We start from the raw sequence: 11,205 nt of genomic DNA, 5'->3' as shown, positions 1-11,205 counted from the left end.
TCGGGCGACGCACGTGTTGCCGTGCAGTTGGTGGATGAGCGCCCCGCGCAGGTGCGCTCTGCGGGCGAAGAACTCCATGTCGGCCGTCCGCGGCGCAGCGGCGAGCTCCTCGAACAGGCCCAGCGCTTCTCTCAGGCGTCCGGCGAGGAGCGCCGACTCCGCGGTCTGCATCAGCACGAACGCCAGCGCAGGATCGGTGGGACCGACGCCGGAGCGGGAAGCACCCGCGACGTTCTCCCTGAGGTTCGCGAGCAGCTCGTACGCGCCGACCGGATCCCCGGAGAACCGACGCCGTGCGGCCTCGAAGATCGACGCGCGGCGGTGATGGTTCGCCGGCACCGGTCCGCGCCGGCGCGGCATCCGGAAGGTCGCGTCGTCCGGCGTCAGCGCGCGGGACAGGAGCGAGACCGTCGGGCTCAGCTGATGCGCGTCAGGGGAGAGCCGGGCCAGGAGCGTCCCGAGCTGGTACGGGGGCAGCGAGTACCAGAGCTCGATGGGCCACATCTCCACGAGCGCGGCGGCGTCCGCGTCCCGGTTCTCCAGCGCCGCCTCGATGAACCGTTCCCCGATATCCACGTTCGTCCCCACGAATCACCACGCACGCCCCGGTCTGCAGGTGCATGCGCCAGCATGCTTCACACTCACTGCCACGCTACGGGTTCGCTGTGACCGCCGCCCTCCCAGGTGGGTGAAAAGGTGGGTGATTCTCCGCCGGACGGTACGGGCGCCGTCGGCGCGGAGGCGAACGTGAAAGGACCGGTCGACGCACCCGAGCGTCGTCCGGACCGCGCCTGGGGCTGCGCGTCCGCATGCCCGCGCGCCATCGCATCCATGCCCGCGCCGCGCATCCGTGCGCCTGCGGGCGACGTCATAAGGGGAGAGAACCATGTCCGAGCAGAACACCGAGAATCGTCGCATGGTGCGGCGCCGCACCGTCATCAAGGGGGCCGCCTGGAGCATTCCGGTGATCGCGGCGGCCACGGCGATCCCTCTCGCCGCCGCCTCGACCACCACGCCCCGCGGTCCGTCGAGGCCCGCGGTCACGTGCGGGAGCACGGCGGCCGGCGACAACGGCAGCTACACGGTCGACGGCCAGCGCGTCATCGTCAGCTACGACAGCGCGCCCGACGTCTACGAGCTCAACGCCCACTTCGTCGACGGCACTTCGGCGTCGTACGGCACCAACTACGGCACCGCGCCCGCGCAGGGCTCGCGCCGGTGGAGCGTGGAGACCGGCAGGCCCGTGTCCTGGGTGCAGGTGCACTCCTTCAACACCCACTATCAGAACGGCGTCTGCCAGTAGCGCGCGGGCGGGGATCCCGGCGCCGGGAGCGCGCCGGGATCCTGTGACGAATGCGATGCCAGGGCGATCTAGACTCTGGCCTGTACGCCCGATCCTCCGCACCGGGGTATGAAGGGGGACCCGTGTCGAAGCTCGCCGTCCTGAGCCTGCGCAATCGCGCCCTGATCGCGCTCATCACGATCGTGGCCGCGGTGTTCGGCGGGCTCGCGCTCACGAACCTGAAGCAGGAGCTGATCCCGTCGATCGATTTCCCGCAGCTCGCGATCGTCGCCAGCTACCCCGGAGCATCGCCCGAGGTCGTCGAGCACGACGTGTCCACCCCGATCGAGACCGCGATCCAGGGCGTGCCCGGCCTCGACACCTCCACCGCGACGAGCACCACCAACTCGTCCGTGATCCAGGCGTCCTTCGCCTACGGCACGAACCTCGCGACCGCCGAGCAGAAGATCAACCAGGCGATCGGGCGCATCAAGTCGCAGCTGCCCGACGGCGTGGATCCCCAGGTCATCACCGCGTCGATCGACGACTTCCCCGTGATCCAGGTCGCGGTCACCGGCTTCTCCGACGCGGAGGCCGCGCAGCAGCGCCTCACGAACACGATCATCCCGAAGATCGAGCGGCTCAAGGGCGTCAACGCCGCCTCGCTCGTCGGCGGGCAGGGCAAGCGCCTGACGATCACGCCCGACAACACCGCCCTGCTGGCGGCCGGGCTCTCCTCGAGCGCGATCAAGGATGCGCTGCAGCAGAACGGCACCCTGTTCCCCGGCGGATCCATCACCGAGAACGACAACACGCTCACGGTGCAGACCGGCGAGAAGCTCACGAGCGTCGAGCAGGTGCAGGCGGTCCCGCTGGTCGGCGCGACGGTCCCGGGCACCACGGTCGGATCCGTCGCGAAGGTCGCGATCGACGGGAATCCGGTCACGTCCCTCTCGCGCGTGGACGGGAAGACGGCCCTCACGATCGCGGTCACCAAGCTGCCGTCCGCGAACACGGTGGACGTGTCGAAGGCCGTGACCGCCCTCATCCCGCAGCTGGAGAAGGATCTGCCCGGCGCGACCTTCACGACGGTGTTCGACCAGGCGCCGTTCATCCAGCAGTCGATCGAATCGCTCGCGCAGGAGGGCCTGCTCGGCCTCGTCTTCGCCGTGATCGTGATCCTGATCTTCCTGCTGTCGGTGCGTTCGACGCTCGTCACCGCGATCTCGATCCCGACCAGCGTGCTCATCACCTTCATCGGCATCCAGGCCTTCGGATACTCGCTGAACATCCTGACCCTCGGCGCGCTGACGATCGCGATCGGGCGCGTCGTCGACGACTCGATCGTCGTGATCGAGAACATCAAGCGGCACTACGTGCAGGGCGCCGACAAGAAGACCGCGATCATCAGCGCCGTGCGCGAGGTCGCGATGGCCGTCACCGCCTCGACGATCACGACCGTCGCGGTGTTCCTGCCGATCGCCTTCGTCGGCGACATGACCGGCGAGCTCTTCCGTCCGTTCGCGCTCACCGTGACGATCGCGATGACGGCGTCGCTGCTCGTCGCGCTGACGATCGTGCCGGTCCTCGCGTACTGGTTCCTGCGCCCGGGCAAGCCGCTGCTCGGCGCGGACGGCCACGCGATCGACCCTGAGCACGAGGACGCCCCGCCGACCCGGCTGCAGAAGGCGTACCTGCCGATTCTGCGCTGGACGCTCCGGCACTCGTGGATCACGCTCGTGCTCGCCGTCGTCGTGCTCATCGGCACGATGGCCGCCGCCCCGCTGATGAAGGTGAACTTCCTCGGATCCAGCGGCCAGAACACCTTCACCATGACGCAGTCGCTGGGTCAGGCGCCCAGCCTCGACGCCGAGGACAAGGCGGCGCAGAAGGTCGAGGAGGCGATCAAGGGCATCAAGGGCATCAAGACCGTGCAGGTCTCGATCGGCTCGAGCGGATCCGCCCTGCGGGACGCGTTCTCCGGCGGCGGATCCGGCATCACCTACTCGATCACGACGGATCCTTCGGCGAACCAGGAGACCGTCCAGGCCGACGTGCGCGCGGCCGTGAAGAAGCTCGACGGCGTCGGCGACATCACGATCGCCGCCTCTCAGGGCTTCGGATCCAGCGACATCCAGGTGAAGATCACCGCGCCCGACGAGAAGACGCTGAGCGCGGCGACCGACGCGCTCGTCGCCAAGCTCAAGGGCTCGGCCGGTGTCAACCAGGTCACGAGCAACCTGTCGGCCTCGCTGCCGTACATCTCGGTGCAGGTCGACCGCGCGGCCGCCGCGCAGCACGGCCTCAGCGAGGTCGCGGTCGGCGGCATCGTCTCGCAGGCGATGCGCCCGCAGCAGATCGGATCCGTGGAGATCGACGGATCCTCGCTCACCGTCTATCTGCAGAGCGCGAACCCGCCGACCACGGTCGACGAGCTGAAGGCCCTGACGATCCCGAGCCGGGCGGGGCTCCTCCGCCTGGACCAGATCGCGACCGTGCAGCAGAGCGAGAGCCCGGCGTCGGTCACGACCCAGCGCGGGCAGCGCACATCGACCGTCGCGGTCACGCCGAAGGGCAACGACCTCGCGAGCGCCTCCGCCTCGGTGTCGAAGGCGATCGCGAGCGCGAAGCTCCCCTCGGGCGCCGATGCGTCGCTCGGCGGCGTGGTCACGCAGCAGCAGGACGCGTTCGGCCAGCTCGGGCTCGCGATGCTCGCGGCGATCCTCATCGTCTACATCGTGATGGTGGCGACGTTCAAGTCGCTGCGCCAGCCGATCCTGCTGCTGAGCTCGGTACCGTTCGCGGCGACCGGTGCGATCCTGCTGCAGATCGCGACCGGCGTGCCGCTCGGCGTCGCGTCCCTCATCGGCGTGCTCATGCTCATCGGCATCGTGGTGACGAACGCGATCGTGCTCGTGGATCTCGTGAACCAGTACCGCGAGAAGGGCATGAACGCGCACGACGCCACGATCGCCGGCGGATCCCGGCGCCTCCGGCCGATCCTGATGACCGCGCTCGCCACGATCTTCGCGCTCACCCCGATGGCGCTCGGCATCACCGGCCACGGCGGCTTCATCTCGCAGCCGCTCGCGATCGTCGTGATCGGCGGCCTGGTGTCGTCGACCGTGCTGACGCTGCTCGTGCTGCCCACGCTCTACAACCTCGTCGAGGGCGCCAGGGAGCGCCGGGCGGCCAAGCGCGCGGCGAAGGCCGGCGGATCGCCGGACGGCCCCGGCGCACCGGATCCGGGAGCGCCCACGGTGCCCGGAGCGCCTTCGGGGGACGGGACCTCGACGGCGGCGGAGCGGGAGAGCGGGCCTGCGGCGGAGGCGGTCGCGACGGAGGCCTCGGTCGAGGAGCCCGCCGTGGCGTCCCCCGCGGCGACGCCGTCCGAGCCGGCGACCTCGACGTCGCAGCTGTCCGCGATCGCCGCCGCCTACGTCGAGGGCGCGGACGTGCCCGCGCACCACCCGACCCGTCGCGAACTGCGCGAGCACGGGCAGCCCGAAGTCCCCGCCGGTTCGTCGAGCGAAGACGCCGCAGGACCCCCGCAGGGTCGTTGAGCGACGACGGCGCAGGGCCCCTCACGGGGTCGTTGAGCGAAGACGCCGCAGGCGACTGAGACGAAACGCGGCGCCCTCGCGGGAGCAGTTCCCGGACGGCGCCGCGTGCGTCTCGCGGCGCTCGCCCGACGACCCAGAAGGGTCAGCCGAGCTCGTGCTCGTGGACGGTCGTCGTCAGCGTGGTCCCGTTGAGGTCGAGGTAGAGCACGCGTTCGGTGACGGTCATCGTGACCGTGTTGCGGCGCGCGAGCAGCGGTACGGCGGACTCGATGAAGCCGGGGTCGAAGCTGTAGACGCGGACGTCCTCGGCGCGGTGGATCCGCTTGCCCTCCCACGGCGCCATGACCTTGGCCGGATCGCGGTGCGTGTAGACGACCGTGCGGTCGGCCAGGCGACTGCCGTAGTGCAGACGCTCGGCGTCGGGGGCGCCGACCTCGATCCATCCGGTGGTGCGCCCGGTCAGATCGCGCACGACGACGGCGGGCTCATCGGTGGAGGAGAGACCCTCGCTGAAGGCGATGCCCTCGGTGAACTCCAGCCCGTAGGCGAGCAGCCGGGTCAGCATGTACGCGTCGGTCTCGGAGGGGTGCCGCGCCACGCGCAGCGAATAGTCCTCGTAGACGCCGCGGTCGGTGTCCGCCAGCTGCACGTCGAAGGTGTGGATCGTCGCCCCGATAGCCATAGGCGTCTCAGCCTACGGGGTGCGTCCGTGGTCGCCGGCGCCGCGGAGCTGGGCGAGCAGGTGGTCGAGGATCGGATCCAGCACGGCGAGCCCGTCGCGCACTCCGCCTCGCGAGCCGGGCAGGTTCATCACGACCGTGCGGCCGGCGACTCCGGCCACGCCCCGGGTGAGCAGCGCCATCGGGGTCGCGGCGAGGCCGCGGCGGCGCAGCTCCTCCATGAGGCCGGGGATCTCGCGGTCCAGGAGCGCCGCGGTGGCCTCGGGGGTGCGGTCGTCGGGGGAGAGCCCGGTGCCGCCGGTCGTGAGCAGCAGATCGGGGGCGCCGCCGAGCGCGGCCGCGAGGGCCTCTGCCACGGAGGCGTCGGCGACGACGATCGGATCCCCGACGGCGAACCCGCGCTCGGCGAGCCACGCGCGGATGATCGGCCCCGTCTCGTCGGCGTACACGCCCGCGGAGGCGCGGGTGGACACCACGAGCACGGTCGCGGACCGGGCGGGCGTCTGCGCCCCGGTCACTCCGCGGTCCAGTCGCCGCTCTTGCCGCCGGACTTCGCGAGCACCCGGATGTCGCCGATCACGGCGTGCTTGTCGACCGCCTTGATCATGTCGTAGAGGGTGAGCGCCGCGACGCTCGCGGCCGTGAGCGCCTCCATCTCGACGCCGGTGACGCCCTTCGTGACGGCCGTGGCGAGTATCCGCACGCGGTCGCCCTCCGGTACGAGGTCGATCTCGACCCGGCTCAGCGGCAGCGGATGGCAGAGCGGGATCAGCGCCGAGGTCTGCTTCGCGCCCATGATCCCGGCGATGCGCGCGGTGCCGAGCGCCTCGCCCTTGGGCAGCGATCCGTCGGCGATCTTGGCGACCACTGCGGCGGTGGTCTGCAGCACGGCCTGCGCGCGCGCCTCCCGACGCGTCACGGCCTTGTCCGTCACGTCCACCATGTGCGCGGATCCGTCGGCCCTCAGGTGCGTCAGCTCGCTCATCACGTCTCCAGACTCGTGCGTGCTCAACCGCCGGCGAAGGGCGGCAGGATGTCGACGGTCGCGCCCAGCGGGCGGGCGTCGTCGCGGCTGACCGTGCCGTCGATGAGGAAGGAACCGGAGCGCAGCACCTTCGCCATCGGCTCACCGTAGCGCTCCAGGAGCTCCGTGCGCAGCGCCCCGACCGTCGACACGGCATCGGGGCCCTCGACGGTCAGCTGCTCCTGATCGCGTCCGGCGGCCTCGGCGGCCGCGGCGAAGTACCGCACGGTGATGGTGGCCATGCTCTCAATCTAGCCCGTATCGGGGAAAACAGCATCCGCATCATGGAATTCAATCGGTTACGCGGGGCTTTCCCCGCGTACACTCGATCCTATGATCGCGCTCGTCGAGCCGGGGCCGGAACTGCCGCCCGAACACATCGCCCGGTACAGCCGCCAACTGATGCTGCCCGGCTTCGGCGAGACCGCGCAGCGGCGCCTGCGCGCGGCCCGCGTGCTCGTGATCGGTGCGGGCGGCCTCGGCAGCGCCCTCGTCCCCGCGCTCGCGGGGAGCGGGGTCGGCACGATCGGCGTCATCGACGACGACGTGGTGGAGCTGTCCAACCTGCACCGTCAGCTCAGCCACGGCATGGACGACATCGGCCGGTCCAAGGTGGGCTCGCTCGCCGACACCGTGCGCGACATCGATCCGGGGATCCTGGTCCGCCCCTATCGCGAGCGCGCGACCGCGGAGACGCTGCCGGGGATCCTCGCCGAGTACGACCTCCTCGTCGACGGCAGCGACAACTTCCCCACCCGCTACCTCGCCGACGACGCCGCGCGCCTCGCCGGGAAGCCCCTCGTCTGGGGATCCATCCTGCGCTTCCAGGGGCAGATCGGCGTCGCGGTGCCCGAGGTCGGGTTCCGCGACCTCTTCCCCGCGCCGCCCGCCGCGGACGAGGTGCTGTCCTGCGAGCTCGGCGGCGTGCTGGCGAGCCTGTGCACCGCGATCGGATCCTTCATGGCGACCGAGGTCGTCAAACTCGTCACGGGCATCGGCGAGCCGCTCGTCGGCCGGGTGCTGTTCTACGACGCGCTCACCGCGCGCACCCGCGAGATCGGCTTCGAGCGCGCGGACGACGCACCGGCCGTGACCGGGCTGATCGACTACGAGCTGTTCTGCGGCACGGCTGCCGGTGACGACCCCTCCGCCGTGTCGGCCGCCGAGGTGCTGCGGCTGCGGCGCGAGGGCGAGGTGCGACTCCTCGACGTGCGCGAGGCTCACGAGACCCTGCTGCGGGGCATCCCGGGGGCCGCGGCTCTGCCGCTCGGTGCGCTCGAAGCCGGCGCGCCGATCCCCGAGGCGCTCGGCGACGGCCCGATCGTCGTGTTCTGCGAGAAGGATCCGCGCTCGCGGCGTGCGGTGCGCGCGCTGCGCGAGCGCGGCATCGACGCGCACTACCTCGCCGGCGGGATCAGGGCCTTCGCGGCCGTCGGCGGACGGACCGAGGGCACGGGCGCAGCGGATGCGCCGAGCGAGCGGACGGAGTCGAAGTGAGCGAACGCGCGATCATCAGCGATGAGCCCCTGGACGAGGCGGTCATCCGCGCGGCGGTCGGCGACGCAGCGCACGGCGCGACCGTGATGTTCTGCGGCGTCGTGCGCGACCACGACGGCGGGCAGCAGGTGCGCTCGCTGGACTACCGCGCGCACCCCGACGCGGAGCGCTTCCTCGAGGAGATCGTGGAGCGCGTGACGGCGGAGACGGGGCTGCTCGTCGCGGCGGCGCACCGCGTCGGAGACCTCCGGATCGGCGACGTCGCCCTGTTCGCGGCCGCGTCGGCGGGGCACCGCAAGGAGGCGTTCGAGGCCTGCGAGCGCCTGGTCGAGGAGATCAAGCGCGGCGTGCCCATCTGGAAGCGCCAGCACTACGCCGACGGCGTCTCGGAGTGGGTCGGCCTCTGACCGGGTGACCCGCCGGGGTGTCGCGCTCCGGGGTGCCGCCGACCTCGGGGCGCCGCCCGGCGTCGACGCCCTCTCTGACGCTCGACGCCCCCTCGCAGAGACGCACCTCAGAGGGGGCGCGGATCCTCCGTGGGGGCGTCGACGCAAGGAGGGTGCGGCAAGGAGGGGGCGTCGACGCGAGAAGGCGGTCAGCCCCCGATGTAGCTCATCTCGATGCGGTCGCGGGCGGCGCGCAGTTCGGGGGTGAGGCTCGAGCGGATCTCGGAGTAGCGGTCTTCGCGGACGCCCCAGATCCCCGCGAGCGTGGCGGCGAGCTCGGCGTCGTCCGCGCCGCCGCGGAGCAGCGCGCGGAGGTCGTGGCCCTCGGTCGCGAACAGGCACGTGAACAGGCGTCCCTCGGTCGAGAGGCGGGCGCGGTTGCAGGTGCCGCAGAACGCGTTGGTGACGGAGGAGATCACGCCGATCTCCCCGGATCCGTCGGCGTAGCGCCAGCGTTTCGCGGTCTCGCCGGTCGCGGCGGGGGCGATGGGCTCGAGCGGGAACCGGGCGTCGATCGTCTCGACGATCTCCGCGGAGGGGACCACCTCGTCCAGACTCCAGCCGTTGGTCGCGCCGACGTCCATGTACTCGATGAAGCGCAGCACGTGACCGGTGCCGCGGAAGTGCTCCGCGAGGCTCAGGATCTCGCCGTCGTTGAGACCTCGCTTGACGACGGTGTTGAGCTTCACGGGCATGCCGGCGGCCTGTGCGGCGTCGATGCCCTGCAGCACGCGCGCGACGGGGAAGTCCACGTCGTTCATGCGGCGGAACAGCTGATCGTCGAGGGAGTCGATCGACACCGTGACGCGATCCACGCCCGCCGCCCTGAGCGCCTCGGCCTTGACGGCGAGCGCGGATCCGTTCGTCGTCAGCGCGATCTCGGGTTTGACGCCGTCCAGGGTGCGCAGCGCCGCGAGCCGTGCGACCAGCTCCTCGATCCCGCGGCGCAGCAGCGGCTCTCCTCCGGTGAGGCGCAGTTTGCGGACGCCGTTCGCGAGAGCGGCGCGGGCGATCCGCTCGATCTCCTCGAACGTGAGCAGTTCATGCCGTTCCAGGAATGCATAGTCGCGGCCGAACACCTCGCGCGGCATGCAATAGACGCAGCGGAAGTTGCACCGGTCCGTGACCGAGATCCTGAGGTCGCGCAGAGGGCGTTCGCGGGCGTCGAGGACGCCGGTCGAGGGCAGCCGTCGAGCGCTTCGAGGGGCGTCGGGGGAGGAGCCGACGCGCGCCGGAGCGGCATCGGTCTCGAGTGATCGCGGCGAGATCGTCATCGGTCGGCCCCCTTTCGATGGGCAACCGTAGCACCGCTGGGAGGGAGCGGGATCCGCGCGGCTCGACGCGGGCCGCCGGAAGGCGTCGAGACGGGCCGGCTCAGCCGAGGTCGGTGCGGATCGAGACGTCGCCCTCGTCGATCCGGAACGAAAGGCGCTGCCCCGGGTGCAGGCCGAGGCCCACGGCGTGCGTCGACGGGCAGTCCACGGCGATGCCGGGATGCTCCGCGGTGTGCAGGCGGATCCCACCGGGGATCGGATCGAGCTGCGCCACGCGCCCGATCCAGCGGTTCGGCGCCGAGGCGGGGTCAGGTGCCGCCGGGAGGCTGGCGCTCGTGGGTCCGGCGAGCGGATCCACCCGCACGGAGCCCGGCGCGAACACGACGCTGCCGGCCTCGTCCGCCCGCATCGCGTCGCCGTGCCCGCGGAGCAGGATCCCGCCCGCGGCGACCGCGCCGCCGCCCGCGCCGACCGCCGCGAGACGGTTCACGCCGGCGAGCGCGGCCACGAACTCGGACCGCGGATGCCCCAGCACCTCGGCGGTGCCGCCGCCCTGCACCACGGATCCGTCGTGCATCACGAGGGTGCGCGCCGCGAGGATCAGGGCGTCCATCGGGTCGTGCGTGACGAGCACGATCGGGATCGCAGGGCTCTCGCCCTGCTGCGCGGCGATCAGGCGGCGGGCCTGCGCGGCGGAGGGCGCGTCGAGTGCGGCGAACGGCTCGTCCAGCAGCAGCGCATCGGGCTCGGAGGCGAGGGCGCGCGCGATCGCGGCGCGCTGCTGCTGGCCCCCGGAGAGTTCGGCGGGGCGGCGTGCAGCGAAGCCGTCCAGCCCCACTTCCTCCAGCCGGCGCTCGGCGCGGCGGCGGGCCTCGGCGCGCGGAACGCCCTGCGCACGCGGCCCGAAGGCGACGTTCTCGCGCACGGACAGATGCGGGAACAGCAGCGGGCGCTGGCCGAGCAGCGCGATGCGCCGTCGCGCCGGCGGGACGTGGATCCCGCGCGCCCCGCCCTGGCCCGCCGGGGCGTCCAGCACGCGCTCGCCGACGCTGACGGATCCGGCGGCGGGGAGGAGGCCCGCGATCGCGTTCAGCAGCGTCGACTTCCCGGATCCGTTCGGGCCGATCACCGCGAGGATCTCTCCCGGCTGCGCCTCGAAGGCCGCGGACATCGTGAATCCGCCGCGGTGCGCGCGGAGATCGACCCTCATCGCACGGCCCCCGCCCGCCAGCCGCGCACCAGCACGAGCACCGCGAGGGCGACGAGGATCAGCAGCAGGGACAGGGCGATCGCGGTGTCCTCCTCGACCCCTGCGCCGTTGAAGGCCGTGTAGATCGCGAGCGGCATCGTGCGGGTGACCCCCGCGGCGTTGCCCGCGAACAGCGCGGTCGCGCCGAACTCGCCGAGCGCCCGCGCGAAGCACAGCACGGTGCCGGCGA

Annotated in this window: 11 protein-coding genes and 1 pseudogene; 4 read left to right on the top strand and 8 right to left on the bottom strand. The window is 71.9% G+C overall.

What is annotated here, in order from left to right:
• A partial coding sequence (locus B7X32_RS13280; RefSeq protein WP_292720388.1) for a hypothetical protein occupies positions 1–576 on the bottom strand: 576 nt, incomplete at its 3' end.
• 310 nt (positions 577–886) lie between these two features.
• On the opposite strand from B7X32_RS13280, the gene B7X32_RS13275 reads away from it, so the two are divergent.
• Together B7X32_RS13275 and B7X32_RS13270 are read left to right on the top strand one after the other, a co-directional pair.
• The gene (locus tag B7X32_RS13275) at positions 887–1,303 is read left to right on the top strand and encodes a hypothetical protein (RefSeq protein WP_292720386.1); all 417 of its coding nucleotides are present in this window, start codon (positions 887–889) and stop codon (positions 1,301–1,303) included.
• A gap of 122 nt (positions 1,304–1,425) precedes the next feature.
• Complete coding sequence (locus tag B7X32_RS13270) at positions 1,426–4,845, top strand: efflux RND transporter permease subunit (protein ID WP_292720384.1); 3,420 nt, start codon at positions 1,426–1,428, stop codon at positions 4,843–4,845.
• Positions 4,846–4,987: 142 nt separating this feature from the next.
• On the opposite strand, the gene B7X32_RS13265 is transcribed toward B7X32_RS13270, so the two are convergent.
• Genes B7X32_RS13265 through B7X32_RS13250 form a run of 4 tightly spaced genes read right to left on the bottom strand, consistent with a single transcriptional unit; the run spans position 4,988 to position 6,791 of the window.
• Positions 4,988–5,527 (bottom strand): YaeQ family protein, encoded by a 540-nt coding sequence (locus B7X32_RS13265; protein ID WP_292720382.1) that lies wholly within the window; start codon positions 5,525–5,527, stop codon positions 4,988–4,990.
• Between the two features lie 12 nt (positions 5,528–5,539).
• Positions 5,540–6,043: a molybdopterin-binding protein gene (locus B7X32_RS13260; RefSeq protein WP_292720380.1), complete on the bottom strand. Its 504-nt coding sequence runs from the start codon at positions 6,041–6,043 to the stop codon at positions 5,540–5,542.
• Positions 6,040–6,510, bottom strand: a complete 471-nt coding sequence (gene moaC, locus B7X32_RS13255; RefSeq protein WP_292720378.1) for a cyclic pyranopterin monophosphate synthase MoaC — start codon at positions 6,508–6,510, stop codon at positions 6,040–6,042. The genes B7X32_RS13260 and moaC overlap by 4 nt, the downstream gene beginning before the upstream one ends.
• Before the next feature lie 23 nt (positions 6,511–6,533).
• Positions 6,534–6,791 (bottom strand): MoaD/ThiS family protein, encoded by a 258-nt coding sequence (locus B7X32_RS13250; protein WP_292720374.1) that lies wholly within the window; start codon positions 6,789–6,791, stop codon positions 6,534–6,536.
• A 91-nt stretch (positions 6,792–6,882) separates the two neighbouring features.
• Here B7X32_RS13250 and B7X32_RS13245 point away from each other — a divergent pair, with 91 nt between their 5' ends.
• Together B7X32_RS13245 and B7X32_RS13240 are read left to right on the top strand one after the other, a co-directional pair.
• On the top strand, positions 6,883–8,046 hold the full coding sequence (locus tag B7X32_RS13245; protein ID WP_292720371.1) for a ThiF family adenylyltransferase: 1,164 nt from the start codon (positions 6,883–6,885) through the stop codon (positions 8,044–8,046).
• A complete protein-coding gene (locus tag B7X32_RS13240; RefSeq protein ID WP_292720368.1) occupies positions 8,043–8,453 on the top strand; it encodes a molybdenum cofactor biosynthesis protein MoaE in 411 nt (136 codons plus the stop codon). The genes B7X32_RS13245 and B7X32_RS13240 overlap by 4 nt, the downstream gene beginning before the upstream one ends.
• A 188-nt stretch (positions 8,454–8,641) precedes the next feature.
• On the opposite strand, the gene moaA is transcribed toward B7X32_RS13240, so the two are convergent.
• From moaA to B7X32_RS13225, 3 genes and pseudogenes are all read right to left on the bottom strand, one after another.
• Positions 8,642–9,766, bottom strand: coding sequence for a GTP 3',8-cyclase MoaA (gene moaA, locus B7X32_RS13235; RefSeq protein ID WP_292720366.1), 1,125 nt, complete (start codon positions 9,764–9,766; stop codon positions 8,642–8,644).
• Positions 9,767–9,866: 100 nt separating this feature from the next.
• Entirely contained in the window at positions 9,867–10,976 is a 1,110-nt protein-coding gene (locus tag B7X32_RS13230) for an ATP-binding cassette domain-containing protein (protein WP_292720364.1), read from the bottom strand.
• Positions 10,973–11,205: pseudogene (locus B7X32_RS13225) on the bottom strand (molybdate ABC transporter permease subunit); the annotation flags it as partial. The gene B7X32_RS13230 and the pseudogene B7X32_RS13225, both read right to left, overlap by 4 nt.

It is taken from the genome of Microbacterium sp. 13-71-7 (genome assembly GCF_002257455.1).
In the GTDB taxonomy this organism is placed as follows: Bacteria; Actinomycetota; Actinomycetes; order Actinomycetales; family Microbacteriaceae; genus Microbacterium.
Note: the sequence above shows the minus strand (reverse complement) of the source record. Positions and strands in the feature narration are given on the sequence as shown.